20 protein-coding genes and 3 rRNA genes are annotated in these 26,198 nt (G+C 68.8%); 8 read left to right on the forward strand and 15 right to left on the reverse strand.

The genetic code is table 11. The features are described 5' to 3' along the window. Window positions 1-7: 7 nt before the first annotated feature. Both AC4BDD_RS12450 and AC4BDD_RS12455 read right to left on the reverse strand, forming a co-directional pair. A complete protein-coding gene (locus tag AC4BDD_RS12450) occupies window positions 8-1,390 on the reverse strand; it encodes a glutamyl-tRNA reductase (protein WP_490691065.1) in 1,383 nt (460 codons plus the stop codon). Next, complete coding sequence (locus AC4BDD_RS12455; RefSeq protein WP_490691066.1) at window positions 1,387-2,187, reverse strand: redox-sensing transcriptional repressor Rex; 801 nt, start codon at window positions 2,185-2,187, stop codon at window positions 1,387-1,389. The genes AC4BDD_RS12450 and AC4BDD_RS12455 overlap by 4 nt, the downstream gene beginning before the upstream one ends. Before the next feature lie 476 nt (window positions 2,188-2,663). On the opposite strand from AC4BDD_RS12455, the gene AC4BDD_RS12460 reads away from it, so the two are divergent. The 4 genes from AC4BDD_RS12460 to AC4BDD_RS12475 all read left to right on the forward strand — a co-directional run bounded on the left by AC4BDD_RS12460 (window position 2,664) and on the right by AC4BDD_RS12475 (window position 6,621). Further along, the gene (locus AC4BDD_RS12460) at window positions 2,664-2,942 is read left to right on the forward strand and encodes a glutaredoxin family protein (RefSeq protein ID WP_490691067.1); all 279 of its coding nucleotides are present in this window, start codon (window positions 2,664-2,666) and stop codon (window positions 2,940-2,942) included. A gap of 174 nt (window positions 2,943-3,116) precedes the next feature. Then, the gene (locus tag AC4BDD_RS12465) at window positions 3,117-4,052 is read left to right on the forward strand and encodes an HAD family hydrolase (protein WP_490691068.1); all 936 of its coding nucleotides are present in this window, start codon (window positions 3,117-3,119) and stop codon (window positions 4,050-4,052) included. Between the two features lie 392 nt (window positions 4,053-4,444). Further along, on the forward strand, window positions 4,445-5,221 hold the full coding sequence (locus tag AC4BDD_RS12470; protein ID WP_490691069.1) for an ECF subfamily RNA polymerase sigma factor, BldN family: 777 nt from the start codon (window positions 4,445-4,447) through the stop codon (window positions 5,219-5,221). Between the two features lie 191 nt (window positions 5,222-5,412). Continuing rightward, window positions 5,413-6,621: a DUF5667 domain-containing protein gene (locus AC4BDD_RS12475; RefSeq protein ID WP_490691070.1), complete on the forward strand. Its 1,209-nt coding sequence runs from the start codon at window positions 5,413-5,415 to the stop codon at window positions 6,619-6,621. Window positions 6,622-6,697: 76 nt separating this feature from the next. Here the strand turns inward: AC4BDD_RS12475 and AC4BDD_RS12480 are convergent, their stop codons facing one another. The 11 genes from AC4BDD_RS12480 to AC4BDD_RS12530 all read right to left on the reverse strand — a co-directional run bounded on the left by AC4BDD_RS12480 (window position 6,698) and on the right by AC4BDD_RS12530 (window position 18,976). After that, window positions 6,698-7,771: a lysophospholipid acyltransferase family protein gene (locus AC4BDD_RS12480; RefSeq protein WP_490691071.1), complete on the reverse strand. Its 1,074-nt coding sequence runs from the start codon at window positions 7,769-7,771 to the stop codon at window positions 6,698-6,700. A gap of 24 nt (window positions 7,772-7,795) precedes the next feature. Next, the gene (locus AC4BDD_RS12485; protein ID WP_490691072.1) at window positions 7,796-8,842 is read right to left on the reverse strand and encodes an NAD-dependent epimerase/dehydratase family protein; all 1,047 of its coding nucleotides are present in this window, start codon (window positions 8,840-8,842) and stop codon (window positions 7,796-7,798) included. A 239-nt stretch (window positions 8,843-9,081) separates the two neighbouring features. Next, complete coding sequence (locus AC4BDD_RS12490) at window positions 9,082-9,180, reverse strand: 30S ribosomal protein bS22 (protein ID WP_003948845.1); 99 nt, start codon at window positions 9,178-9,180, stop codon at window positions 9,082-9,084. A 111-nt stretch (window positions 9,181-9,291) separates the two neighbouring features. Then, a complete protein-coding gene (locus AC4BDD_RS12495; protein ID WP_135341538.1) occupies window positions 9,292-9,501 on the reverse strand; it encodes a helix-turn-helix domain-containing protein in 210 nt (69 codons plus the stop codon). 128 nt (window positions 9,502-9,629) lie between these two features. Then, complete coding sequence (locus AC4BDD_RS12500; RefSeq protein WP_490691073.1) at window positions 9,630-10,445, reverse strand: phosphatase; 816 nt, start codon at window positions 10,443-10,445, stop codon at window positions 9,630-9,632. Between the two features lie 129 nt (window positions 10,446-10,574). Continuing rightward, entirely contained in the window at window positions 10,575-11,750 is a 1,176-nt protein-coding gene (locus AC4BDD_RS12505; protein WP_490691074.1) for an acetoin utilization protein AcuC, read from the reverse strand. Continuing rightward, a complete protein-coding gene (locus tag AC4BDD_RS12510) occupies window positions 11,719-12,990 on the reverse strand; it encodes an MFS transporter (RefSeq protein WP_490691075.1) in 1,272 nt (423 codons plus the stop codon). The genes AC4BDD_RS12505 and AC4BDD_RS12510 overlap by 32 nt, the downstream gene beginning before the upstream one ends. A gap of 121 nt (window positions 12,991-13,111) precedes the next feature. Continuing rightward, window positions 13,112-13,756, reverse strand: coding sequence for an HAD family hydrolase (locus tag AC4BDD_RS12515; protein WP_490691076.1), 645 nt, complete (start codon window positions 13,754-13,756; stop codon window positions 13,112-13,114). A gap of 83 nt (window positions 13,757-13,839) precedes the next feature. Further along, a 5S ribosomal RNA gene (gene rrf, locus AC4BDD_RS12520) occupies window positions 13,840-13,956 on the reverse strand. A gap of 78 nt (window positions 13,957-14,034) precedes the next feature. Beyond that, a 23S ribosomal RNA gene (locus AC4BDD_RS12525) occupies window positions 14,035-17,158 on the reverse strand. A gap of 290 nt (window positions 17,159-17,448) precedes the next feature. Beyond that, window positions 17,449-18,976: ribosomal RNA gene (locus tag AC4BDD_RS12530) — 16S ribosomal RNA — on the reverse strand. The 16S, 23S and 5S rRNA genes sit together here, the layout of an rRNA operon. A gap of 770 nt (window positions 18,977-19,746) precedes the next feature. Between AC4BDD_RS12530 and trpS the strand changes: the two genes are divergently transcribed. Further along, window positions 19,747-20,793, forward strand: a complete 1,047-nt coding sequence (gene trpS / locus AC4BDD_RS12535) for a tryptophan--tRNA ligase (RefSeq protein ID WP_490691077.1) — start codon at window positions 19,747-19,749, stop codon at window positions 20,791-20,793. On the opposite strand, the gene AC4BDD_RS12540 is transcribed toward trpS, so the two are convergent. Next, window positions 20,688-21,746, reverse strand: coding sequence for a GlxA family transcriptional regulator (locus AC4BDD_RS12540; protein ID WP_490691078.1), 1,059 nt, complete (start codon window positions 21,744-21,746; stop codon window positions 20,688-20,690). The two genes, trpS and AC4BDD_RS12540, sit on opposite strands and share 106 nt — an antisense overlap. A 95-nt stretch (window positions 21,747-21,841) precedes the next feature. Here AC4BDD_RS12540 and AC4BDD_RS12545 point away from each other — a divergent pair, with 95 nt between their 5' ends. Beyond that, window positions 21,842-22,426, forward strand: a complete 585-nt coding sequence (locus AC4BDD_RS12545) for a cysteine hydrolase family protein (protein ID WP_490691079.1) — start codon at window positions 21,842-21,844, stop codon at window positions 22,424-22,426. A gap of 239 nt (window positions 22,427-22,665) precedes the next feature. Here the strand turns inward: AC4BDD_RS12545 and proC are convergent, their stop codons facing one another. Continuing rightward, window positions 22,666-23,475: a pyrroline-5-carboxylate reductase gene (proC, locus tag AC4BDD_RS12550; RefSeq protein WP_490691080.1), complete on the reverse strand. Its 810-nt coding sequence runs from the start codon at window positions 23,473-23,475 to the stop codon at window positions 22,666-22,668. Between the two features lie 358 nt (window positions 23,476-23,833). Between proC and AC4BDD_RS12555 the strand changes: the two genes are divergently transcribed. Together AC4BDD_RS12555 and AC4BDD_RS12560 are read left to right on the forward strand one after the other, a co-directional pair. Further along, on the forward strand, window positions 23,834-24,238 hold the full coding sequence (locus AC4BDD_RS12555; RefSeq protein ID WP_490691081.1) for a hypothetical protein: 405 nt from the start codon (window positions 23,834-23,836) through the stop codon (window positions 24,236-24,238). A gap of 336 nt (window positions 24,239-24,574) precedes the next feature. Continuing rightward, entirely contained in the window at window positions 24,575-26,113 is a 1,539-nt protein-coding gene (locus AC4BDD_RS12560) for a SulP family inorganic anion transporter (RefSeq protein ID WP_490691082.1), read from the forward strand. Window positions 26,114-26,198 lie beyond the last annotated feature (85 nt).

Raw genomic sequence — 26,198 nt, forward strand, 5'->3', positions numbered from 1 at the left:
GGGGTGTTCATGCCCGCCCTCGATTCGCGTCGTTCAGATCGGCCCGGCTGACGGCGGCCACCGCCTGCGGGTCGAGGTCGAAGAGTTCACGCAGCGCGTCCGCGTACCCGGCGCCGCCGGGGGTGGCCGCGAGCTGCTTGACCCGCACGGTGGGAGCGTGCAGGAGCTTGTCGACGACACGCCGCACGGTCTGGGTGATCTCCGCGCGCTGCTTGTCGTCCAGGTCGGGGAGGCGCCCGTCCAGCCGGGCGATCTCGCTGGCCACCACGTCGGCGGCCATGGTGCGCAGGGCGACCACGGTCGGCGTGATGTGCGCGGCGCGCTGCGCGGCGCCGAAGGCCGCGACCTCGGCGGAGACGATTCCGCGGACCTGATCGACGTCGGCGGCCATGGGCGCGTCGGCGGACGCCTCGGCGAGGGTCTCGATGTCGACCAGGCGGACCTCGTCCAGCCGGTGCGCGGCCGCGTCGATGTCGCGCGGCATGGCCAGGTCGAGCAGGGCGACCGGCCGCGACCGGTCGGCGGCGCGCCCGGCGAAGGCGTCGCTCAGCGCCGCGGCGGTCAGCACCAGGCCGGTGGCGCCGGTGCAGGAGACGACGATGTCGGCGCCCGGCAGCTCGGCGGCGACCGCGTCGATCGGCACGGCGCGAGCCAGCGGTCCGGCGCCGGGTGTGCCGGCTCCATCGGCTCCACCGTGCTCGTCCAGGCTCGCCGCCAGGCGCCGCGCCCGCTCCAACGTCCTGTTGGCGATCACCAGTTCAGCCACACCGGCGCGCGCCAGCGTCGTCGCGGCCAGCGAGGACATCGAACCCGCCCCGATGACCAGGGCACGCTTGCCGGCGGCCCACTCCGGCACCGCCGCGCCATCCGCGAGCTGTTCGAGGCCGAAGGTGACCAGCGACTGCCCGGCCTTGTCGATGCCGGTCTCGCTGTGCGCCCGCTTGCCGACCCGCAGCGCCTGCTGGAACAGGTCGTTCAGCAGCCGCCCGGCGGTGTGCAGCTCCTGGCCCAGGGCCAGCGCGTCCTTGATCTGGCCGAGGATCTGGCCCTCGCCGACGACCATCGAGTCCAGTCCGCAGGCCACCGAGAACAGGTGGTGGACGGCCCGGTCCTCGTAGTGGACGTAGAGATACGGAGTGAGCTCCTCCAGGCCGACGCCGGTGTGCTGGGCGAGGAGCGTGGACAGCTCGGCGACACCGGCGTGGAACTTGTCCACGTCGGCGTAGAGCTCGATGCGGTTGCAGGTGGCCAGCGCCGCGGCCTCGGCGGCCGGCTCGGCGGCCAGCGCGTCCTGGAGCAGCTTGGCCTGCTGGTCAGCGGTGAGGGAGGCCCGCTCCAGCACGCTGACCGGCGCGCTGCGGTGGCTCAGCCCGACGACGAGAAGACTCATGCCGGCATCACGGCGGGCACATCCCCGTCCGGCCCCTGCTGCCTGCCGCCCGCGCCGCCGGAGGCCACATGGGCGGCCGGGGCCGGGGACGGCGCCGAAGCGGTGGCGGCCTGCTCCACGTCCAGCTCGGTGCCCTCGCCCGCCTTGCGCTGCTCGTGGAAGGCGAGGATCTGGAGCTCTATGGAGAGGTCGACCTTGCGGACGTCCACACCGTCGGGGACGGTCAGGACGGTCGGCGCGAAGTTCAGGATGGAGGTGACCCCGGCGGCCACCAGCCGGTCGCAGACCTGCTGGGCGGCGCCGGCCGGGGTGGCGATGACGCCGATGGAGACCCCGTTGTCCTGGATGATCTGCTCGAGCTCGTCGGTGTGCTGCACCGCGATGCCCGCGACGGGCCTTCCGGCCATCGCCGGGTCCGCGTCGATCAAAGCCGCGACCCGGAAGCCCCGGGAGGCGAACCCGCCGTAGTTGGCCAGGGCGGCGCCGAGGTTACCGATACCGACGATGACAACCGGCCAGTCCTGCGTCAGACCCAGCTCGCGGGAGATCTGGTAGACGAGGTACTCGACGTCGTAGCCGACCCCGCGGGTGCCGTAGGAGCCGAGGTACGAGAAGTCCTTGCGCAGCTTGGCGGAGTTGACCCCGGCGGCGGCCGCGAGCTCCTCGGAGGAGACCGTGGGGACCGAGCGCTCGGAGAGTGCGGTCAGTGCGCGCAGATACAGCGGAAGCCGGGCGACGGTGGCCTCGGGAATCCCTCGGCTTCGGGTCGCCGGTCGGTGCGTTCGGCCAGTTGCCACGGTGCTCCTGCGGGTAGCGCGGGGCTGCGGGCGACCATTCGTCCCAAGGCCGCCCCGTGGACAGCAGGCTATGTCTTTGTGAACGCGTGCACAAAGATGGTGTCCGCTTTGTCCGACCAAAGTGACCGGTGTCACGCACCCTTCCACGATGATCGCGGAACCAGATCCGGGGCCGCGCCGTTCGCGCGCTACGCGCCGGTAAGAGGGGTGAGTCGACCAGCAAGAAGGGTGGGTCGACCGGCCGGAAAGGTGCGGCGATCGGCCGGAAGGGTGCGAGAACGAGAGCACGCGCCGCCACTCCTTCATCGCCATGCCCCCGGACACCAACAAATCGCCCACCGATCGTAGTCGAACAAGCGACCACATCGAGCCCCTCGCGGCGGGGGCCGAGCCCGGCGGGCCGGCGACGGCCACCGGGGCGGGCACAGGGGCGGACAGGGGCCGGGCGCCGGCCGGGCAGGGGGACAATGGGGCCCATGAGCCCGCTGCTGCGCCGCACCCCGCGCAAGAACCCCGCCGACAGCACCGTCACCCTTATCGGCAAGCCCGGCTGCCACCTGTGCGACGACGCACAAGCGGTGATCGAGAAGATCTGCGGGGAGCTCGGCGCGTCCTGGGAGAAGAAGGACATCACCCAGGACGAGGAGCTGTACCGCAAGTACTGGGAGCAGATCCCGGTGATCCTCGTCGACGGCGAGCAGCACGACTTCTGGCGGGTCGACCCGCAGCGGCTGCGCCGGGCACTCGGCGGCTGAGGGCGGCTCGGCTACCGAGGGCGGCTCGGCTACCGAGGGCGGCTCGGCGGCCGAGGGCGGCTCGGCGGCCGAGGGCGGCGCGCCGCCCCGCGACGCGCGCACGCCGCGCAGAGTTCACACCGGCTGAATGCCACCGACTCCGGATACCCGGAACCGACTGGTTATGCTCGCGCCATGTCCGCACTGGGATGGTTGACCCCTCGAAGGCGATCCGCCACCGCGCGGAGCGTCCTGGCCGGCGAGGCCGCCGCGGAAGCAGCGCGCAAGTCCGCGCAGGAGCAGGCGGCCGAGGAGGCCGTGGCCGCCGAGGCCGAAGCGCCGGAATTCCCCGTGGTCGGGGACGTACGGGCCGCCGCCTTCTTCGACCTCGACAACACCGTGATGCAGGGCGCCGCGATCTTCCACCTGGGCCGCGGCCTGTACAAGCGCCACTTCTTCCGCAAGCGGGAGCTGGCGCGCTTCGCCTGGCAGCAGACCTGGTTCCGGCTGGCCGGGGTCGAGGACCCGGGCCATATGGAGGACGCGCGCAACAGCGCCCTGTCGATCGTCAAGGGCCACCGGGTCTCCGAGCTGATGGCGATCGGCGAGGAGATCTACGACGAGTACATGGCGGAGCGGATCTGGCCCGGCACCCGCGCCCTCGCCCAGGCCCACCTCGACGCCGGGCAGAAGGTCTGGCTGGTCACCGCGGCGCCGGTGGAGACCGCGACGATCATCGCCCGCCGACTGGGCCTGACCGGCGCGCTGGGCACCGTCGCCGAGTCCGTGGGCGGCGTCTACACCGGCCGGCTGGTCGGCGAGCCGCTGCACGGCCCCGCCAAGGCCGAGGCGGTCCGTGCGCTGGCGGCCGCCGAGCGGCTGGACCTGACGCGCTGCGCCGCGTACAGCGACTCGGCCAACGACATCCCGATGCTGTCGATAGTCGGGCACCCCTACGCCATCAACCCGGACAGCCGGCTGCGCAAGCACGCCCGGACGCACGGCTGGCGGCTGCGCGACTACCGCACCGGCCGCAAGGCCGCCAAGGTCGGCATCCCGGCCGCGGCGGGAGTGGGAGCGCTGGCGGGCGGCGCGGCGGCCGCGGTGGCGCTGCACCGGCGCCGTCGCTGACCCTCGCGACGGCGGTCCCGCGGCGCGACGCGCCCGGCGTGACCGATTCGTCATCCACTTCACCGCCACCGGCCACCACACGAACGGAACCGGTCAATCTGCCCTGCATACCCCGGGTGCCACCGGCTACGCCCATGACCGGTGCTTTGCCACAACACGCCAAGCTTCCCGCCACATGGTGAAGTTTTTCGAACAAATCCCATTCAACAATGGCTACTTGATCGAACATCAATCCGTAACAGAGCAGACGGAAACGATGATTTGAGCAACTGGGTGTAGCGTCGCCTGTACGAAGCGTTATTCTCCTCAGACGCAACCGGTACCCACGCGTCCCTACGACGGGTGAACGGTCCCGCACTGCACGTGATGAAAGCTCTGCCTCTGGGAGTCCCGTGTACCCACACGTCGGGGTTGACACCTCGGGCCTGGCTACGCTCCGTGCGACAGTCCTCGGCTGTCTGCGCGTCTTTGTCCCCACCGCGTACGCCGACCCCGCCTTCGCCACACCCGCACCCGCCATTCCCGCCACCCCCTGTTACGCCCTGGCCGACGGCAGCGCGGCGGTCGGCCGGCGAGCCCGCGCCACCACCTCAGCGACCCGCCGTCCCACCGCCGACAGTGACAGCCGCCGCATGATGGACCTGGTCGAGCGCGCCCAGGCCGGCGAGGCCGAAGCGTTCGGCCGGCTGTACGACCAGTACGCCGACACCGTCTACCGCTACATCTACTACCGCGTCGGGGGCCGGGCCACGGCCGAGGACCTCACCAGCGAGACCTTTCTGCGCGCCCTGCGCCGCATCGGCACCTTCACCTGGCAGGGCCGCGACTTCGGCGCCTGGCTGGTCACCATCGCCCGCAACCTCGTCGCCGACCACTTCAAGTCCAGCCGCTTCCGGCTGGAGGTGACCACCGGCGAGATGCTCGACGCCAACGAGGTCGAGCGCAGCCCGGAGGACTCCGTCCTCGAATCCCTCTCCAACGCCGCCCTGCTCCAGGCCGTCCGCCGTCTCAACCCCCAGCAGCAGGAATGCGTCACCCTCCGCTTCCTCCAGGGCCTGTCGGTCGCCGAGACCGCCCGGGTCATGGGGAAGAACGAGGGTGCCATCAAGACCCTCCAGTACCGGGCCGTCCGTACCCTGGCCCGGCTCCTACCGGACGACGCCCGCTGACGCGGCGGGTTACGCGTTCTGTACATCCGGAGTGCGTAACCCTGGTACCTCGCCGCTCGTTGTCGAAACGCAGGCTCCTTGCGGTCATGCCGTCCGCAGCCACTCACTCGATCGAGTGGACGCACTCAAGGTGTGGCACCGTCAGGTGTCCGGGGGAGTCGAGCGCCATGAGACGAGAGGAGGTGCCGCCTGTGATCGCGAATGTATCGGCGCACCGGCGGGCAAACGCCTTCGCCCAGGCCCTGGAGGCCCTGGAGGACCAGCACGGGGGACTCCAGGACGCCACGGCCGAGCAGCCAGCGGCATCGGCGGACGACGCCGAGCGCACCCGGCTGCTCGCCTTGGCGGGCGGGCTCGGCGGACTGCCGGCACCGACGTTGGATGCCGAAGTCAGGACCATTCAGCGGGCACAGCTGATCGCCGCGATGGAAGCGGCGTCCGCCGAGAGCGCATCGCGGGTGCCGGAGCAGCGCTCCGGCAGAGGGACGCACCGGTCGAGCACGCTCAGCCGGCTCCGTCCCCGATCCCGCTGGTCCAAGGGGCTCGCAGCGGGGGGACTCACGGTCAGTGTCGCCGCGGGGGCGTTCGGCGGTGTGGCAGCCGCCAGTTCGGACGCCCTCCCGGGCGACACGCTGTACGGCCTCAAGCGAGGCATGGAAGACCTCAAACTGGGCCTGGCGGACGGCGATGTGGACCGTGGCCGGATCTACCTGGACCACGCCTCCACCCGGATGAGCGAGGCCCGGCGGCTGATGGAGCGGGCCCGGGCGGGTGACCTGGACCACGAGTCGCTGGGCGAGGTCCGCAGAGCCCTCTCCGGCATGCGGCACGACGCCGCCGAGGGCCACCGCCTGCTCTACCAGGCGTACGAGCGGGACGGCTCGCTCGGGCCGATCGAGACCCTGTCCTCCTTCGCCAAGTCCCACCGCGAAGGCTGGGCCAAGCTGAGCGATGCGCTGCCGGTGCAGCTCACCGACGTCCGCGACGACGTCAGCTCGGTCTTCGAGGCCATAGACGAGGAGGTCGGGCCCCTGCGCTCGCTGCTCCCCTCCCCGCCAGGCCAGCAGGACACCGCGGCCCGCACACCGGGGAGCATCGCCAAGCAGCGCACCCATCCCCAGCGCCCGGACGTCCCCAAGCCCTCCGCGGCGCCCTCCGGCCAGGGGCCGCAGCAGCAGGACCAGGGCAGCCCCAGCCCGTCGGCCTCGGACCAGTCGGAGAGCCCCGGCCTGATCGGCGGCGCGGACGAGCTGCTGAGTCCGCCGGACAAGGGCGGACTGCCGCTCCCCTCGGCCGGCGGCTCCGGCGGCGGCCAGTCGCCGAAGCCGGATGTCACCATCCCGCCGTTGCTCCCCGGGCTGCTGCCCGGGCTCGGCCTCGGTGAGAACACCACCGAATAGCCGTCCGGCGCGCACCCGGCCGAAGGTGGTGGTGGCCCTCCTCCGCGGAGCGCCGCCACCACCTTTAGCGCCGCGCTCAGAAGAACACCGAGCGGCGCTGCACCAGCAGCCGGTAGAGCGTGTGCTGAATGGTCTCCCGGACCTGATCGGTCAGGTTGAACATCAGCATCGGGTCGTCCGCCGCCTCAGGCGGATAGCCGTCGGTCGGGATGGGCTCGCCGAACTGAATCGTCCACTTCGTCGGCAGCGGCACCGCGCCCAGCGGCCCCAGCAGCGGGAAGGTCGGCGTGACCGGGAAGTACGGGAAGCCGAGCAGCCGGGCGAGCGTCTTGGCGTTCCCGACCATCGGATAGATCTCCTCCGCGCCCACGATCGAGCAGGGCACGATCGGCACCCCCGCCCGCAGCGCGGTCGAGACGAACCCGCCACGCCCGAAACGCTGGAGTTTGTACCGTTCGGAGAAGGGCTTCCCCAGCCCCTTGAAGCCCTCCGGCATCACCCCCACCACCTCGCCGCGCTCCAGCAGCAGCTGAGCGTCCTCGGCGCAGGCGAGGGTGTGCCCGGCCTTGCGGGCCAGTTCGTTGACCACCGGCAGCATGAAGACCAGGTCGGCGGCGAGCAGCCGCAGATGGCGGTCGGCGGGGTGGTGATCGTGCACGGCGACCTGGAGCATCAGCGCGTCCAGCGGCAGCACCCCGGAGTGGTTGGCGACGACCAGCGCGCCGCCGCTGTCCGGGATGTTCTCCATGCCCTTCACCTCGACCCGGAAGTACTTCTCGTACACCGGGCGCAGCAGCGACATCAGGACCTGGTCGGTCAGCTCCGGGTCATAGCCGAAGTCGTCGACCTCGTAGTCGCCGGTGACGCGGCGGCGCAGGAAGTTCAGGCCGTGGGCGAGCTTCCGCTCCCAGCCGCCCGCCGCGGCCCCGTCCCCGGCCTCGCCCTCCGGCCGGCCACGGTCGGCCGCCCCGGCGCCCTCCGCCGCCTGCTGCCCGGCGGCCTCGGCGGGGCCGGACAGCGGCTCGTCGCGCTGGGCGGGCACCGGCTTCAGCGCGGCCCGGCCCCGCTCCTCCCGGCCCGGCCGGCGGCTGCCGCCCTTCCGCCGGGACCGCGGTTCGTCGCCGAATGGGATGACCTTGGCGTCCGCCATGCTCGGTGCACTCCTCAACTCTGGCTAACTCTGGCTGCGGTCGGCCGTCAGCACCGAGGACAGCCGGTCGACGGCGTGAGCGAGGGCCTGGGGCGGGAGCAGCCCGGGGCCGCGGCCGCGCGCGTAGTCCGCGAAGGCGTCGGCGGTGCTGAACTTCGGCTCGAAACCCAGTGTCTCGCGCATCTGCCGGGTCGCGACCACGCGACCGTGCGTCAGCAGTCGGACCTGTTCGGCCGAGAAATCGGTGATTCCGGTGAAGCGCAGTGCCGTGCGGGCCCAGGTGAGCGCCGGCAGCGGCAGCGGGACGGTCGGGCGGCCCAGCCGCCGGGCGGCCTGGGAGAGCAGCAGCACCCCGTCGCCCGCGATGTTGAAGGTGCCGCTGTTGAGGGTTCCGCGGCGGGGCTCGGTGGAGCCGATCCGCAGCACCTCGATCGCGTCCTCCTCGTGCACGAACTGCAGCCGCGGGTCGTAGCCGACCACGGTGGGGAGCACCGGCAGCCCGAAGTACTCGGCCAGCGGGGAGTCCGCACACGGCCCCAGGATGTTGGCGAAGCGCAGTATGCACACGGCGACGTCGGGGCGGCGGCGGGCGAAGCCGCGCACATAGCCCTCGACCTCCACGGCGTCCTTGGCGAAGCCGCCGCTGGGCAGCGATTTGGGTGGGGTGGTCTCGCTGAACACGGCCGGGTCGCGGGGCGCGGAGCCGTAGACGCTGGTGCTGGACTTCACCACGAGCCGCTGCACCGAGGGCGCCTTCTGGCAGGCACCGAGGAGCTGCATGGTGCCGATGACGTTGGTCTCCTTGACCGCGGTCCGTCCGCCCCGGGAGCCGAGCGGGGTGCCGTTGACGTCCATGTGGACGACGGTGTCGACGCCGGTCTCGGCGAGCAGCTTGCCGATCGTGGGCTGCCGGATGTCGGCCCGTACGAAATCAGCGCCACCCAGCGGGTGCTCGGGCTCGACGGCATCCACGCCGATCACCCGGTCGACATCGGGTTCGCGCTGGACGCGGCGCACGAAACGGCCGCCCAGTGGGCGTGCGACTCCGGTGACGAGCACGATCTTCCCCAAGATCAGCGCCTTTCTTCCGACCCCGCCCGTGCCGCGAGCCGGGCTGTGTCGCACACCGTATCGGCTCGCTGTCGCACCATGTTGACCTTGCGCCCAAAGCCCTCAGGTTTTGAGCCGGAAAGCCGAATTCCGGGCGAACCGCCCCCGGCGGGGCAAGGCCGGGGCCGGCACCGGGCCAGGACGCGCCGCAGCCCTCCCACCAGGACGGTGAGAGGGCTGCGGGACGTGCACAGTGCCGCTTACTTCTTGTTGCGACGCTGGACGCGCGTGCGCTTGAGCAGCTTGCGGTGCTTCTTCTTCGCCATCCGCTTGCGCCGCTTCTTGATAACAGAGCCCACGACTACCCTCGCTCACTTCGAATCACTCGGTGCGGGGCGTCCGAGCCCACACGACCTACATCGGGCCAGCCTACCCGGCACCGGGCGAACGGCGTAATCCGAGGGGCACCGTCAGGCCGACTCCACCCCCACATAGCTCTCGCGGAGGTATTCATGAACCGCTTGCTCCGGCACCCGGAAGGACCTGCCCACCCGGATGGCCGGCAGATGACCACTGTGCACCAGGCGGTACACGGTCATCTTGGACACACGCATCACCGCGGCGACTTCCGCCACGGTCAGAAACTGAACCTCGTTCAGAGGCCGTTCGCCAGCAGCCATGACACACCTGAACCTTCCGCACATGTCGGGCACCGGCTTCCCCTCCGGTGACTCCTGCTCGCATGCGCGCTCCTCCCCAGGTTAGGGGCGGGTGATGCGAGTGGGGAAGAGGAGCAGCTGCCACCCGGTTAGTGGGACAGACACGCCCGATCGAGTACATAGCGAGTGAGCGGCAGGTAGTGATCAGAGCGCGCCGCGTCATCAAGCGGAACGACGACGGACACCCGCCCCTCCGCCTGGCCGACGAACGGCGCCGGGTCGTCGGCGTCGGCCAGTCCGATCGCCTCAATCCCCAGTTGACCTGCCCCGCAGACCCATCCGTGGTCCCCGATGACCAGCTCGGGCAGCGGCCCGCCGGCCTCCGCCGCACAGCCCAGCACGGTACGAACCGGCAGCGGCGAATGCGTGTGCACGCCGGGCTCACGCCCCACGCCTCGCGCGCCGGGCTCCCGCACCAATGCGACGCCTCGCACCGCGCCCAGACGGTAGGTGCGTACCCCGAACCGGGTCGTTATGTCGACACATCGGCCCTGCGCCGGAGTGAGGACAGCGCACCCCGCCGACGAGAGGGCCGCCGCCAACGAGGCGTAGAACCCGAGGAGCCGGTGCGGGTGACCGGTCCCGATCAGCACCGGCACGGCGGCCGCCGCCGCGGCCCGCAGCCGGTCCGCGAAGGAGTCCAGCGCCTCGATGGTGCGGTCCGGATCGATCACATCCTGACCGAAGGTATGGAGCGGATCGCGTGACACACCACACATGTCGCTCATCAAGCGGAGCAGATCCGGCAGCGACCAGTCGCGCTCAGGCTCGATCCCGATCATCGTGCGCGGGTCGCGAGCGGCGAACAGCCGGTAGCGGCGCAGGCTCTGCTCCCGGGTGGTGGCCACCGGCCCGGCGAGCCGCGCGCCCAGCAGATGCGCGCGCAACGCGACCGTACTCAACACCCGACCGATGCTGGCCGATCCCGGCCCCGGCCGACCCCGGAACGCCCCGACACCCCTCGGTTGGCCTACGGAATGTCCGGTTCGGCTGCCGCTACGCCGCCACGACCCACCGGAGACCGTGAACACTTCCTACGGCAGTAGGCCATGGGAGGGGAAGACCGCCCGCCGGGTCGCCAGAACCGCCTGGTCCAGCCGGTCCCCCGGGTCGTAACCCAGGTCCTCGAAATCCCGCCACCGGGGCGACCGGCCGTCCGTCATCCGCAGGGGCGCCGGGTTGTGCCGGGTGAGCCGATACGCCTCCTGCCGCCACTCCTCCGGCAGCTCGGTGCCGGGCTCCAGCGGCCGGCCCGCAGCGATGGCCACCAGGTGCGACCAGGTGCGCGGCACCACGTCCACCACCGCGTACCCACCGCCGCCCAGCGCCAGCCACCGGCCGTCCGCGCAGGCGTGCGCCAGCTCGTGGCAGCTCTCGGCGACCATCCGCTGCGCGTCCAGGCTCACCGCCAGATGCGCCAGCGGATCGTCGACGTGGGTGTCCGCACCGTGCTGGGTGACCAGCACCTGCGGCCGGAACGCCGACAGCAGCTCCGGAACCACGGCGTGGAAGGCGCGCAGCCAACCGTCGTCCCCGGTGCCGGGCGGCAGCGCCACGTTCACCGCGGAGCCCTGAGCGGCATCGCCGCCGGTCTCCTCCGGCCAGCCGGTCCCCGGGAAGAGGGTGCCCGGGTGCTCGTGCAGCGAGATCGTCAGAACCCGCGGATCGTCCCAGAAGGCGGCCTGCACACCGTCGCCGTGGTGGACGTCGACGTCCACGTACGCCACCCGTTCGGCGCCCAGTTCCAGCAGTCGCGCGATCGCCAGCGACGCGTCGTTGTAGATGCAGAAGCCGGAGGCCTTCCCCGGCATGGCGTGGTGCAGGCCGCCCGCGAAGTTCACCGCGTGGTCGGCGGCGCCGCGCCAGATCGCCTCCGCCCCGGCTACCGACTGGCCGGCGATCAGCGCCGAGATCTCATGCATCCCGGCGAACGCCGGATCGTCCTCGGTGCCCAGCCCGTACGAGCCATCGGCGCTCCCCGGATCGGCGGACACCCGCCGCACCGCCGCGATGTAGTCCTCGCGGTGCACCAGCCGCAGGGTGGACTCCCCCGCCGGCTGGGCGGCGACCACACTCACCGCCCGGTCGAGGCCGAACGCTTCCACCAGACGCATGGTCAGCGCGAGCCGCACCGGGTCCATCGGATGTCCGGCCCCGAAGTTGTACCCGGTGACTGCCTCATCCCACATCAACTGTGCGCGGCCGCTCATGTCCGCCACCGTATCGGGCGGATGTGGTCGGATACGAACGGGCGTAGCGCAGCGTCGCAAGCACCAGCATCATGGGCACCACCATCGCGCCGCGGTAGCTCCACAGCTCGCCCACCGCGCCCACCAGCGGCGAGCCCACCAGGAACCCCACATAGTTGAAGATGTTGAGGCGGGCGACGGCGCTGTCCGAGGCGTCGGGGAAGAGCCGGCCCGCGGCCGCGAAGGTCTGCGGCACGATCACGCACAGCCCGAGCCCCAGCAGGGTGAAGCCGAGCAGGCCCGCCCAGGCACCGGGGGCCGAGGCGACCACCGCGAAGCCGCCCGCCGCGATCAGCGCCCCCGCCCGCACCACCGTGGCCGCGCCGAACCGCCGCACCCCGAGATCACCGAAGGCCCTGCCCAGCAGGGTGGTGACCATGTAGACGTTGTACGGGACAGTCGCCAGCTGGTCGGAGCTGTGCAGCACGTCCTCCAGGTACTTCGCACTCCAGTTGGAGACGGTGGAATCACCGATATAGGCGAAGGCCATCACCAGGCACAGGGGCGTCAGCAGCTTCATCGACGCCGGCCGATCACCCGGACGAGTGTCCTGCCCGGCAGCCGTCCGACCACCGGAACGGGTGGGAGCCGGCCCCTCGGCGGCGGGCCGCGCGGCGGCCCCGGCGTACCAGCGCGAGGCGATCAGCGCGGCCGGCACCAGCAGCGCGACCAGCGGGGCGTAGAGGGCGGGCAGCGGCAGCTCCTGGTGCGCGCCCACCCAGGCCAGTGAGGCCCCGATGATGCCGCCGAGGCTGTAGGCGGCGTGGAAGCCGAGCATGATGCTGCGTCCGTAGGACCGCTGGAGCGTGACCCCGAGCATGTTCATCGACGCGTCCAGGGCGCCGACGGACAGCCCGAAGACGGCGAGGGCGACGGCCAGTTGCCACCGGGAAACACCGCAGCCCGCCGTCAGCAGGGCCAGGCTGACGACGGGCTGAATCCAGCGGAGTACGACTTCAGGCCGGACGCGCCGCACCACGTACTCGGTGCCGACACTACCGGCGCCCGCGAGGATCGGCACCCCGGCGAGAAAGACCGGCAGCTGACCGTCCGATATCCCGTACCGGTCCTGAAGCGCCGGTATCCGGGTGACCAGCAGTGCGAAGACCACGCCCTGGACGAGGAAACTGACGGCCAATGAGGCCCGTCCATGCCGCAGCTGGGGGTACCCCCGGACGAAGTTTCGGGGAGCATCCGTCATGGCTGAGGAGCGTACGGCCCGCGCCTTACCCGTGGGTAGACGCCTGACATGGCCTTCTGCCCGGCCCACGACCGGTCAGACAGGGGACCGAGGCGGTCAGATGCCGGCAGCAGGCCGGTCGTCAGGCAAGAAGCCCGGTCAATTCCGCCATATCGGTGAACAGTGCCCGCGCCTGGGTGAGCTTCTCGGCCGGGGTCATGGCCGCGTATCCGTACACGTCCATCCCGGCGGCGATGGCGGCCTGGACGCCGAGCGGGCTGTCCTCGATGACGGCGCACCGGTCCGGCGGGGTGCCCATGGTCGCGGCGGCGTGCAGAAAGAGGTCCGGTGCGGGCTTCCCCCGGCCCACGTCCTGGGAGCTGAAGATGCGCTCTTCGCCGAAGAGTTCGTAGAGCCCGGTCTTCCTCAGCGCGACCCGGATGCGCTCGTGGCTGCCGGAAGAGGCGAGGCAGTACGGGACGCCGTCCGCCCGCAGCTTCTCCAGGACGGTGGCGGCACCGGCGACGGGCTCCAGGTCGCGGCGGAACGCTTCGAAGACCCGCTCGTAGTAGGTGGCGTCGAACTCTGCCGGCAGCTTGCGGCCGTAGCGTTCACCGACCAGGTCATGGATGCGGTGCATGGCAGAACCCATGTAGTCGCGGATGGAGTCCTCATAGCTGGTGGGGTAACCCAGCTCGGTGAGGTAGCCGGCGAGGATCCGATTCGCGATCGGCTCGCTGTCCACGAGCACACCGTCATTGTCGAAAATGATCAGGTCGTAGCGCATGGCGACAGCCTATAGAGGCCCGTAAACGCGAGTAAGCCCTGCCAGGAACCAAAGGCTCCCGACAGGGCTTACTCACACAATTTGTTCGGCGGCGTCCTACTCTCCCACAGGGTCCCCCCTGCAGTACCATCGGCGCTGAAAGGCTTAGCTTCCGGGTTCGGAATGTAACCGGGCGTTTCCCTAACGCAATGACCACCGAAACACTATGAAGATATCGAACTCCAGCCAGCAAAGGCGAATTCGTTACTTCAGAACTAACACAGTGGACGCGAGCAACTGAGGACAAGCCCTCGGCCTATTAGTACCAGTCAACTCCACCGGTTACCCGGCTTCCATATCTGGCCTATCAACCCAGTCGTCTACTGGGAGCCTTACCCTCTCTAGGAGGTGGGAGTCCTCATCTCGAAGCAGGCTTCCCGCTTAGATGCTTTCAGCGGTTATCCCTCCCGAACGTAGCCAACCAGCCATGCCCTTGGCAGAACAACTGGCACACCAGAGGTTCGTCCGTCCCGGTCCTCTCGTACTAGGGACAGCCCTTCTCAAGACTCCTACGCGCACAGCGGATAGGGACCGAACTGTCTCACGACGTTCTAAACCCAGCTCGCGTACCGCTTTAATGGGCGAACAGCCCAACCCTTGGGACCGACTCCAGCCCCAGGATGCGACGAGCCGACATCGAGGTGCCAAACCATCCCGTCGATATGGACTCTTGGGGAAGATCAGCCTGTTATCCCCGGGGTACCTTTTATCCGTTGAGCGACGGCGCTTCCACAAGCCACCGCCGGATCACTAGTCCCGACTTTCGTCCCTGCTCGACCCGTCGGTCTCACAGTCAAGCTCCCTTGTGCACTTACACTCAACACCTGATTGCCAACCAGGCTGAGGGAACCTTTGGGCGCCTCCGTTACCCTTTAGGAGGCAACCGCCCCAGTTAAACTACCCACCAGACACTGTCCCTGATCCGGATCACGGACCCAGGTTAGACATCCAGCACGACCAGAGTGGTATTTCAACGACGACTCCACACACACTGGCGTGCATGCTTCACAGTCTCCCACCTATCCTACACAAGCCGAACCGAACACCAATATCAAGCTATAGTAAAGGTCCCGGGGTCTTTCCGTCCTGCTGCGCGAAACGAGCATCTTTACTCGTAATGCAATTTCACCGGGCCTATGGTTGAGACAGTCGAGAAGTCGTTACGCCATTCGTGCAGGTCGGAACTTACCCGACAAGGAATTTCGCTACCTTAGGATGGTTATAGTTACCACCGCCGTTTACTGGCGCTTAAGTTCTCAGCTTCGCCCCGTCGAAACAGAGCTAACCGGTCCCCTTAACGTTCCAGCACCGGGCAGGCGTCAGTCCGTATACATCGCCTTACGGCTTCGCACGGACCTGTGTTTTTAGTAAACAGTCGCTTCTCGCTGGTCTCTGCGGCCACCCCCAGCTCAGGAAGTAAATTCCATCACCGGAAATGGCCCCCCTTCTCCCGAAGTTACGGGGGCATTTTGCCGAGTTCCTTAACCATAGTTCACCCGAACGCCTCGGTATTCTCTACCTGACCACCTGAGTCGGTTTAGGGTACGGGCCGCCATGAAACTCGCTAGAGGCTTTTCTCGACAGCATAGGATCATCCACTTCACCACAATCGGCTCGGCATCAGGTCTCAGCCTTAACGTGTGACGGATTTGCCTACCACACGGCCTACACCCTTACCCCGGGACAACCACCGCCCGGGCTGGACTACCTTCCTGCGTCACCCCATCGCTTACCTACTACCACCTTGGGTCAGCGGCTCCACCACTCCCCCTCACTCCGAAGAGATCAGAGGCGGCTTCACGGCCTTAGCATTAATGGGCTCGATATTGGGCGTTTCAAAGCGGGTACCGGAATATCAACCGGTTGTCCATCGACTACGCCTGTCGGCCTCGCCTTAGGTCCCGACTTACCCTGGGCAGATCAGCTTGACCCAGGAACCCTTAGTCAATCGGCGCACACGTTTCTCACGTGTGAATCGCTACTCATGCCTGCATTCTCACTCGTGAACCGTCCACAACTACCTTCCGGCGCTGCTTCACCCGGCACACGACGCTCCCCTACCCATCACAGTCCCCGTTGGGGGTATGTACTGCAATGACACGACTTCGGCGGTACGCTTGAGCCCCGCTACATTGTCGGCGCGGAATCACTTGACCAGTGAGCTATTACGCACTCTTTCAAGGGTGGCTGCTTCTAAGCCAACCTCCTGGTTGTCTCTGCGACTCCACATCCTTTCCCACTTAGCGTACGCTTAGGGGCCTTAGTCGATGCTCTGGGCTGTTTCCCTCTCGACCATGGAGCTTATCCCCCACAGTCTCACTGCCGCGCTCTCACTTACCGGCATTCGGAGTTTGGCTAAGGTCAGTAACCCGGTAGGGCCCATCGCCTATCCAGTGCTCTACCTCCGGCAAGAAACACACGACGCTGCACCTAAATGCATTTCGGGGAGAACCAGCTATCACGGAGTTTGATTGGCCTTTCACCCCTAACCACAGGTCATCCCCCAGGTTTTCAACCCTGGTGGGTTCGGTCCTCCACGAAGTCTTACCTCCGCTTCAACCTGCCCATGGCTAGATCACTCCGCTTCGGGTCTTGAGCGCGCTACTAAATCGCCCTATTCGGACTCGCTTTCGCTACGGCTTCCCCACACGGGTTAACCTCGCAACACACCGCAAACTCGCAGGCTCATTCTTCAAAAGGCACGCAGTCACGACATACAAGCAAGCTTGCATGCGACGCTCCCACGGCTTGTAGGCACACGGTTTCAGGTACTATTTCACTCCGCTCCCGCGGTACTTTTCACCATTCCCTCACGGTACTATCCGCTATCGGTCACCAGGGAATATTTAGGCTTAGCGGGTGGTCCCGCCAGATTCACACGGGATTTCTCGGGCCCCGTGCTACTTGGGAAATAAGCAAGCAAGCCGTACAGATTTCAGCTACGGGGGTCTTACCCTCTACGCCGGACCTTTCGCATGTCCTTCGCCTATCCATACGGTTTCTGACTCGCCCAGCCGCCGGCAGACGACTGAAGCTCACTCCCACAACCCCGCATGCGCAACCCCTGCCGGGTATCACACACATACGGTTTAGCCTCATCCAGTTTCGCTCGCCACTACTCCCGGAATCACGGTTGTTTTCTCTTCCTGCGGGTACTGAGATGTTTCACTTCCCCGCGTTCCCTCCACATACCCTATGTGTTCAGGTATGGGTGACAGCCCATGACGACTGCCGGGTTTCCCCATTCGGACACCCCCGGATCAAAGCTCGGTTGACAGCTCCCCGGGGCCTATCGCGGCCTCCCACGTCCTTCATCGGTTCCTGGTGCCAAGGCATCCACCGTGCGCCCTTAAAAACTTGGCCACAGATGCTCGCGTCCACTGTGCAGTTCTCAAGCAACGACCAGCCACCCATCACCCCCGACCAAAACCTGATCAGAGTGCACTGGGGCCGGCGTTTGAAGGGCAAGCAAACGCTCGCACCCTCAGACACCCAACAGCGTGCCCGACACGACCCCCATCCCCGCATCCCGTTCCACGCCCCGAAGAGCAGTACTAGGAAGACGGATCAGACGATCCTGCCGAGTAGTCAACGTTCCACCCATGAGCTGACCGTGCGAGACATTCGCTCGCAGACGGTGCTGTGCTCCTTAGAAAGGAGGTGATCCAGCCGCACCTTCCGGTACGGCTACCTTGTTACGACTTCGTCCCAATCGCCAGTCCCACCTTCGACGACTCCCTCCCACAAGGGGTTGGGCCACCGGCTTCGGGTGTTACCGACTTTCGTGACGTGACGGGCGGTGTGTACAAGGCCCGGGAACGTATTCACCGCAGCAATGCTGATCTGCGATTACTAGCGACTCCGACTTCATGGGGTCGAGTTGCAGACCCCAATCCGAACTGAGACCGGCTTTTTGAGATTCGCTCCACCTCGCGGTATCGCAGCTCATTGTACCGGCCATTGTAGCACGTGTGCAGCCCAAGACATAAGGGGCATGATGACTTGACGTCGTCCCCACCTTCCTCCGAGTTGACCCCGGCAGTCTCCTGTGAGTCCCCATCACCCCGAAGGGCATGCTGGCAACACAGAACAAGGGTTGCGCTCGTTGCGGGACTTAACCCAACATCTCACGACACGAGCTGACGACAGCCATGCACCACCTGTACACCGACCACAAGGGGGCACCCATCTCTGGATGTTTCCGGTGTATGTCAAGCCTTGGTAAGGTTCTTCGCGTTGCGTCGAATTAAGCCACATGCTCCGCCGCTTGTGCGGGCCCCCGTCAATTCCTTTGAGTTTTAGCCTTGCGGCCGTACTCCCCAGGCGGGGAACTTAATGCGTTAGCTGCGGCACGGACAACGTGGAATGTCGCCCACACCTAGTTCCCAACGTTTACGGCGTGGACTACCAGGGTATCTAATCCTGTTCGCTCCCCACGCTTTCGCTCCTCAGCGTCAGTATCGGCCCAGAGATCCGCCTTCGCCACCGGTGTTCCTCCTGATATCTGCGCATTTCACCGCTACACCAGGAATTCCGATCTCCCCTACCGAACTCTAGCCTGCCCGTATCGAATGCAGACCCGGGGTTAAGCCCCGGGCTTTCACATCCGACGCGACAAGCCGCCTACGAGCTCTTTACGCCCAATAATTCCGGACAACGCTCGCGCCCTACGTATTACCGCGGCTGCTGGCACGTAGTTAGCCGGCGCTTCTTCTGCAGGTACCGTCACTTTCGCTTCTTCCCTGCTGAAAGAGGTTTACAACCCGAAGGCCGTCATCCCTCACGCGGCGTCGCTGCATCAGGCTTTCGCCCATTGTGCAATATTCCCCACTGCTGCCTCCCGTAGGAGTCTGGGCCGTGTCTCAGTCCCAGTGTGGCCGGTCGCCCTCTCAGGCCGGCTACCCGTCGTCGCCTTGGTAGGCCATCACCCCACCAACAAGCTGATAGGCCGCGGGCTCATCCTGCACCGCCGGAGCTTTCCACCACCAACCATGCGGTCAGTGGTCATATCCGGTATTAGACCCCGTTTCCAGGGCTTGTCCCAGAGTGCAGGGCAGATTGCCCACGTGTTACTCACCCGTTCGCCACTAATCCCCCACCGAAGCGGGTTCATCGTTCGACTTGCATGTGTTAAGCACGCCGCCAGCGTTCGTCCTGAGCCAGGATCAAACTCTCCGTGAATGTTTACCGGTAATCCGGTTGCACACTCGCGTTGAGCGGAACCAAGAGGAGGAATAGTCCCCTCGGTTCACAGCGTCCTCGCTGTGTTTTTTTCTTCAAAGGAACCTCGTCCCAGACCATCAGGCCCGGAGACGGGGTATCAACATATCTGGCGTTGACTTTTGGCACGCTGTTGAGTTCTCAAGGAACGGACGCTTCCTTCGTACTCACCCTCTCGGGCTTTCCTCCGGGCGCTTCCCTTCGGTGTTTCCAACCTTACCAGATCCGTTTTCCGTTCCGTTCCCGGTCGGAATTCATTTCCGGTCCCCGTTGGAGGGGGTTTGTTTCGCGCCTTCCGGCGTGTTCACTACTTTAGCGGATTTCCCTGGCAGCTCATAATCGAGCTATTCGGACCGGAATTCGGCATGCCGAAGTCGTTCCCGATCAGGGGCCGTGCAGTAGTGGTTTGCCGCCGGTTGCGGCGCGAGTGGCTGCCTCTTCGTCCTCGCGGACTCCGTGACAACTCGAAGAACACTACACGACGCCCAGGCTCGGTTCAAACCTGTGGCGGCGAAGTTCTTCGGCCCGTATGGTCGGCCCCATGACGAAGCATGCGCTGAGCCACCAGTGGTGGGCCGCCTGACGGCGGCCGCGCTACGCATGCACTGACACGGCCGCCGCTCTGGCGGCCGTTCGCGTATCTCCTCCCACGCAGCCGGCCGACCGGCGCGGCGGTCCCGACACCGATGGATGGACGGGAAGCGATGGATCAGGAGACTTCGATGGCCGCCATGGCGGAGACGTCTGGCACGGCGGGGACCGCGGGCGCGGCCCGGCCGCGGATCTTCAGCGGGCTCAAGCCCACCGGGCACCTGACCTTGGGCAACTACCTGGGCGCTGTGCGGCGCTGGGTCGAGCAGGACCAGCACCACGCCGACGCGCTGTTCTGTGTGGTGGATCTGATGGCGCTCACCGTGGAACACGAGCCCGCCCGCGTGCGGCGGCTCACCCGGCAGGCCGCGACGGTGCTGCTGGCGGCCGGGCTGGATCCGGAGCGCTGCACCCTCTTCGTGCAGAGCCATGTGGACGAGCACGTCCGGCTGTCGTATCTGCTGGAGTGCACGGCCACCGACGGCGAGATGCGGCGGATGATCCAGTACAAGGAGAAGGCCGCGCGGGAGGCAGCCCGGGGCCGCAGTGTGCGGCTGTCGCTGCTGACCTATCCGGCGCTGATGGCGGCGGACATCCTCGCCTATGGGGCGGATGAGGTGCCGGTCGGCGAGGACCAGGCGCAGCATGTGGAGCTGACCCGGGATCTGGCCGTGCGGTTCAACCAGCGGTACGGGCAGGTGTTCACGGTGCCCAGGACCACCCTTCCGGCGGTGGCGGCGCGGGTGATGGACCTGCGGGATCCCACCTCGAAGATGGGGAAGTCGCACGCGGAGACCAGCGGGATCGTCTATCTGCTGGACGAGGCGGACGTGGTGCGCAAGAAGGTGATGCGGGCGACGACGGACAGCGGGGCGGCGGGCGAGGTGGAGTACGACCGGGCGGCCCAGCCGGGGGTGGCGAACCTGCTGGACGTGCTCGCCGCCTGCACCGGGGGTAAGCCGGAGGTGCTGGCCACGGCGTACTCCTCGTACGGGGCGTTGAAGAAGGACACGGCGGAGGCGGTGGTCGAGACGCTGCGGCCACTCCGCGAGCGACACGCTGAGCTGTGCGCGGACCCGGCCTATCTGGACGGGGTGCTGCGGGCCGGTGCGGAGCGGGCGCGGGAGCTGGCCCGGCCGCGGGTCGACGCCGCGTACGCGGCGGTGGGGCTGCTGCCGCCGGTGTGAGCGCTGAAGGCGGCCCGGTAATCGCGCGGGCTGGTGGCGAGGCGGGCGGCGAAGTGCTGCCGCATGGTGACCTCGCTGCCGAAGCCCGCGCGCCGGGCCACCTCGGGGATCGGCAGGTCGGTGCGTTCCAGCAGCTTCTGGGCGGCGGCCAGGCGCTGCTCCAGCAGCCAGCGCAGCGGGGTGGTGCCGGTCGTCGCGGAGAAGTGGCGGGCGAAGGAGCGGGACGACATGCCCGCCCAGCCGGCGAGGTCGGCGACGGTGAGCGGTTCGTGGAGGTGGTGGAGGGCCTTTTCGCGCACGGCGGCGAGGGCGTCGGCGTCGCGGTCGGCGGCGGGGGTCGGCCGCTCGATGAACTGGGCTTGGCCGCCGGTACGGAAGGGCGCGGTGACCATGGAGCGGGCGATGGTCGCGGCGGTCTCGGCACCGTGTGCGGTACGGACCAGGTGCAGGCAGAGGTCGATGCCCGCGGCGGTGCCGGCGGCGGTCCACACCCCGCCGTCCTCGATGAACAGCGCGTCCGGTTCGACGGTGACCTGGGGGTGGTGGGTGCGCAGCAGGTCGACCAGGCGCCAGTGGGTGATGGCCCGGCGCCCGTCCAGCAGGCCCGCCTGGGCGAGGGTGAAGGCGCCGCCGCACAGGGCCGCGACGGTGGCGCCGCGCGCGTGGGCGCGGCGGAGGGCGTCGAGGACCGGGGCGGGGGCGGGGGTCAGGTGGTCGTCCAGGCCGGGGACGACCACGAGGTCGGCGCCGGCCAGCCAGTCGAGGTCACGGTCGGGGGTGAGGGTGAGGCCGCCGGGGATGGGGACGGGGCTGGGGTCGGCGGCGCAGCGGCGGAGCTCGAAGGGCGGGACGCCGCGGTCGGTGCGATCCACGCCCCACACCTCGGTGATGACGGAGACGTCGAAGGCGCGGATGCCGGGGATGGCGACGAGGGCGATGCGGGTGGCGTCCATGGCGCTCATCCTGCCAGGACGACTGGCAGGAATTCATCGGTCCTCGGCATTGCGGCCACTGGGCGTGGTGGCCGTCCGGCGGCAGGATCATGGGCATGGAGATTTCGCAGAACGCGGCGCTGGTTGTGGTGGACGTGCAGAAGGGCTTCGACGAGGAGTCGTTCTGGGGGCCGCGGAACAACCCGGCGGCCGAGGAGAACATCACCGAGCTGATCGACGTGTGGCAGGCGACCGGGCGTCCGGTGGTCTTCGTGCGTCATGACTCGCCGAAGCCGGGGTCGCCGCTGCGGCCGGGGCAGGTGGGGAACGACTTCAAGGACGCGGTGGAGCAGCGGCGGGGCAAGGGCAGCGGGCCGGAGGTGCTGATCACCAAGTCGGTGAACTCGGCCTTCTACGGGACGCCGGATCTGCGCCAGTGGCTGGACGCGGTGGGGGCGCGGCAGTTCGTGGTAGTGGGCATCCAGACGAACATGTGCGCCGAGACGACGGCGCGGATGGGCGGGAACCTGGGGTACGAGGTGTTCTTCCCGCTGGACGCGACGCACACGTTCGATCTGGAAGGGCCGTTCGGCTGGCGGCAGACGGCGGATGAGCTGGCGCGGGCGACGGCGGTGTCGCTGCACGGTGGCGGGTTCGCGCGGGTGGTGACCACCGAGGAGCTGGTGGCGGCGGCCCGCTGAGTGCGCGGGCCGGCCGCCCGGGCCGGCGAAGAGCGAAGACGAAGAGGCCCGGCCGGCACCGGGTGCCCGGTGGCCCGGGGCCCGGAAGCCTGGAGGCCAGGGGCCCGGAAGCCTGGAGGCCAGGGGGCCGGGGGCCCGGAGGCTCACCCCGGCACCGGGTGCCGTTGCCGCCTGGCGAGTTCCGCCCCGTCACCGGGTGCCCCCTGCCACCGGCGGGGCGGCACGCGGGGGCGGGGCGGTCAGCCGTTGCCGGAGGCGAGTTCCTGGCTGCGGTCGCGGGCGGCTTCGAGGGCCGCGATCAGGGCGGCGCGTACGCCGTGGCGCTCCAGCTCGCGGATGGCGCTGATGGTGGTCCCGGCCGGGGAGGTGACCGCCTCGCGCAGCTTGACCGGGTGTTCACCGCTGTCCCGGAGCATGACCGCCGCGCCGATGGCGGCCTGGACGATCAGGTCGTGGGCCTTGTCGCGGGGCAGGCCGAGGAGGATCCCGGCGTCGGTCATGGCCTCGACGAGAAAGTAGAAGTACGCCGGTCCGGAGCCGGAGAGGGCGGTCGCCGCGTCCTGCTGGGACTCGGGGACGCGGAGGGTCTTGCCGACGCCGCCGAAGATCTCCTCGGCGTGGACGAGGTGCTCCTCGGTGGCGTGGCTGCCCGCCGAGATCACCGACATGGCCTCGTCGACCAGCGCCGGGGTGTTGGTCATGACGCGCACCACCGGGGTGCCGGGGGCGAGCCGGGCTTCGAAGAAGGTGGTGGGGACGCCGGCGGCGCCGGAGATGACCAGCCGCTCGGCGGGCACGTGCTCGGCGAGCTCGTCGAGCAGGGTGCCCATGTCCTGGGGCTTGACGGTGAGGATGAGGGTGTCGGCGGTCTTGGCGGCCTCGATGTTGGAGACGGCCTCGACGCCGTAGCGGGAGCGCAGCTCCGCGGCGCGCTCCGCGCGGCGCGCGGTGACCAGCAGATCGGACGGGGACCAGCCGCCGCGGATCATTCCGCTGAGCAGGGCCTCGCCGATCTTGCCCGTGCCGAGCACGGCGACCTTCTGCGACATGGTGTCGTTCACCTCATCCGGTGCGTACCTGGCGTCCGCTGTGTCCGTCGGCGCCTGCCGCCTCATCCTCGCATCCGTCGCCGGGTCGGGGCCGGGGCGTCCATCTGTCGGTACGGGTCCGTGGGCGGGGGCGGAACGGAGCGCGCGGGCCGGGCGGAGCGCGCGGGCCGGGGGTGTGTCACCCGAATGGGCGCACCCGCCGGAAACACCTGCTCCGGCGTCCGCCGGGGCAATCGGAGCTGATCCCTCCTCTGAACTGCCTCACTGTTCACAGGTTGGCCACGCGGCGACTTGCACATCGCAACCACCCTCTGGACAGAATGGAGTTCGCTGTCGACGTGCGCGAGAGGGGGCGACCATGACGGCGATCCGGCGGGCCGGTCACGCGATGATCACCACGGTCGCGCTGCTGTTCGCCATCTTCCTCGCCGTCGAAGGCGTGGCTCTGGGATCCGGCCAGGTCATGGCCGCGTCCGAGCGCGGCCCGGCCGGGGCGTCCACCGCCCTGGAGACCTCCGAACCCCCGGTCGTCCGGGAGTCCGACCTGCTGCAGAGCGGGCACGAGGACTGCGAGGGGCGCCGCACCGGACGGGCTCCGGCCACCGCACCCGCCCCCAACGGCAAACCCGTATATGTGTGCGGGTGCAATGCGCACCGGGCCGGCAGCGCCTCCCAGACCACCATTCCGGCCCGTAGCCGGGACCAGGTCCCGGTGTCGAGGTCGGGCGAACTGCCCGTAGCCCTGCAGATCTTCCGCTGCTGACAGTCGGCGGCGGCCACCCGGCCGGGTGGCCGTCTGACGGCCGTCCGGCGGTCGTGGGCCTGGTTCATCCGTCCGCGAGCTCATGAAGCTCCGCGACCTGGCGCGGCCCATCCCGCCCGCCGGGGCCGCCACCTCAACCCGCGTGCTCGTATGCGGCCGGCCACCCGGAACGCTCACGCGCCCGGTCGCCTGCGGCCGCACGCCTCAACCCCCCACGCGTCCTGTGCCACGCGCCCTCATGCCCCAACGCATGACGGCGATCCGTCCCCTGCTCTTCCTGACACAGCGAACACGCGTGCCCGCCTTCGACGTGCCGGGCGCGCTGGAGGCGAGACCATGCCGAAAACGCAGAAGATCCCCAAGATCCCGAAGACCCTTCTCAATAGGTGGCCCGGGCCGGGCCGCTCGCGGACGGCCGGCGGTGGCGCGTCGGCCGGGACGCTCCGCGCCGACTTCACCGCCTCCCTGGTGGTGTTCCTCGTGGCCGTGCCGCTGTGTGTCGGCATCGCCGTGGCCTCGGGCGTTCCCGCCGAGCTCGGCCTGATCACCGGCATCGTCGGCGGCCTGGTCACCGGCCTGATGCCGGGCAGCAGCCTCCAGGTCAGCGGACCGGCCGCCGGGCTGACCGTGCTGGTCTACGAGGCGGTGGACGAATACGGGCTGGGCGCGCTGGGCGTCCTGGTACTGGCCGCCGGGATGCTCCAGCTGGCCATGGGCGTGCTGCGGCTGGGCCGCTGGTTCCGGGCCATTTCGGTGGCCGTGGTGCAGGGCATGCTCGCCGGCATCGGGCTGGTGCTGATCGCCGGTCAGCTCTACGCGCTCGCCGACATGACGGCGCCCGGCAGCGGACTCGGCAAACTGGGCCACCTTCCCGAACTGGTCATGGACACCGCCCGGTCCGGCTCCGCGTTGCGGGCCGTCGCGGTGGGCGCCGGCACGGTGCTGGTGCTGATCGTGTGGCCGAAGTGGCGGCGGGGGGCCAGGCTGCTGCCCGCGCCGCTGGCGGCGGTGGCGCTGGCCACGGCGGCGGTCGCGGCGCTCGATCTGTCCGTCGCGCGGGTCGAGGTGCAGGGCCTGCTGGACGCCGTCCAGCCGCCGGGCGGCGACGACGTCACCCAGCTGGCCGAGATCGGCGTACTGGGCACCGTGCTGGCCTTCGCGCTGATCGCCTCGGCCGAGAGCCTGTTCAGCGCGGCGGCGGTGGACCGGCTGCACGACGGGCCGCGCACCGACTACGACAAGGAGCTGATCGCGCAGGGCGCCGGGAACGCGGTGTGCGGAATGCTCGGGGCGCTGCCGATGACGGCGGTGATCGTGCGGAGTGCGGCGAACCTCCAGGCGGGCGCGCGGACCAAGGCGTCACGGGTGCTGCACGGGGTGTGGCTGCTGATCTTCGCCGTGCTCTTCCCCGCCGCCCTCGGGGTGATCCCGGTGTGCGCGCTGGCGGGTGTCCTGGTGCACGCGGGCTGGAAGCTCATCCCGGTGCGGGAGCTGGTGCCGCTGTGGCGGGAGCACCGCGGCGAGGCGGTGGTGCTGGTGACGACCGCCTCGGCGATCGTGGCGACCAACATGTTCGAAGGAGTGCTGATCGGGCTGCTGATGGCGGTGGCCAAGTCGGCCTGGGAGACCTCGCACGTGCATGTGGAGGTGGCCGGTCTGGACGACGACGGGCCGGTGCGGGTGCGGGTGCTGGGCAACGCGACCTTCCTGCGGCTGCCGAAGCTCCTGGACGAGCTGGAGGCGCTGCCACGGGAGAGGGCCGTGCGGCTGGACCTGCACGGACTGCGCCATGTGGATCACGCCTGCGAGATGGCGCTGGCGGGCTGGGCCGAACGGCACAACGCGGTGGTCGAGCCGGCGCGCAGCGCGGTCTGAACCCTGGCCACCCCGCGCGGGCGGGGTGGCCACCCGGTACGCGGGCTCGCGGACCCGGCGGGCGCCCGCGGACCCCCGGTCACTC

This window comes from Streptomyces sp. JLBT605, assembly GCF_058215555.1.

What these genes read in the sequence shown, in the direction of transcription:
- AC4BDD_RS12545 (WP_490691079.1), top strand. Translation starts at nt 21,842, where the DNA reads ATGGAGATTTCGCAGAACGCGGCGCTGGTTGTGGTGGACGTGCAGAAG.
- AC4BDD_RS12450 (WP_490691065.1), bottom strand. Translation starts at nt 1,390, where the DNA reads ATGAGTCTTCTCGTCGTCGGGCTGAGCCACCGCAGCGCGCCGGTCAGC.
- AC4BDD_RS12555 (WP_490691081.1), top strand. Translation starts at nt 23,834, where the DNA reads ATGACGGCGATCCGGCGGGCCGGTCACGCGATGATCACCACGGTCGCG.
- AC4BDD_RS12515 (WP_490691076.1), bottom strand. Translation starts at nt 13,756, where the DNA reads ATGCGCTACGACCTGATCATTTTCGACAATGACGGTGTGCTCGTGGAC.
- AC4BDD_RS12460 (WP_490691067.1), top strand. Translation starts at nt 2,664, where the DNA reads ATGAGCCCGCTGCTGCGCCGCACCCCGCGCAAGAACCCCGCCGACAGC.
- AC4BDD_RS12510 (WP_490691075.1), bottom strand. Translation starts at nt 12,990, where the DNA reads ATGACGGATGCTCCCCGAAACTTCGTCCGGGGGTACCCCCAGCTGCGG.
- AC4BDD_RS12465 (WP_490691068.1), top strand. Translation starts at nt 3,117, where the DNA reads ATGTCCGCACTGGGATGGTTGACCCCTCGAAGGCGATCCGCCACCGCG.
- AC4BDD_RS12560 (WP_490691082.1), top strand. Translation starts at nt 24,575, where the DNA reads ATGCCGAAAACGCAGAAGATCCCCAAGATCCCGAAGACCCTTCTCAAT.
- AC4BDD_RS12480 (WP_490691071.1), bottom strand. Translation starts at nt 7,771, where the DNA reads ATGGCGGACGCCAAGGTCATCCCATTCGGCGACGAACCGCGGTCCCGG.
- proC (WP_490691080.1), bottom strand. Translation starts at nt 23,475, where the DNA reads ATGTCGCAGAAGGTCGCCGTGCTCGGCACGGGCAAGATCGGCGAGGCC.
- AC4BDD_RS12505 (WP_490691074.1), bottom strand. Translation starts at nt 11,750, where the DNA reads ATGAGCGGCCGCGCACAGTTGATGTGGGATGAGGCAGTCACCGGGTAC.
- trpS (WP_490691077.1), top strand. Translation starts at nt 19,747, where the DNA reads ATGGCGGAGACGTCTGGCACGGCGGGGACCGCGGGCGCGGCCCGGCCG.
- AC4BDD_RS12540 (WP_490691078.1), bottom strand. Translation starts at nt 21,746, where the DNA reads ATGGACGCCACCCGCATCGCCCTCGTCGCCATCCCCGGCATCCGCGCC.
- AC4BDD_RS12495 (WP_135341538.1), bottom strand. Translation starts at nt 9,501, where the DNA reads ATGGCTGCTGGCGAACGGCCTCTGAACGAGGTTCAGTTTCTGACCGTG.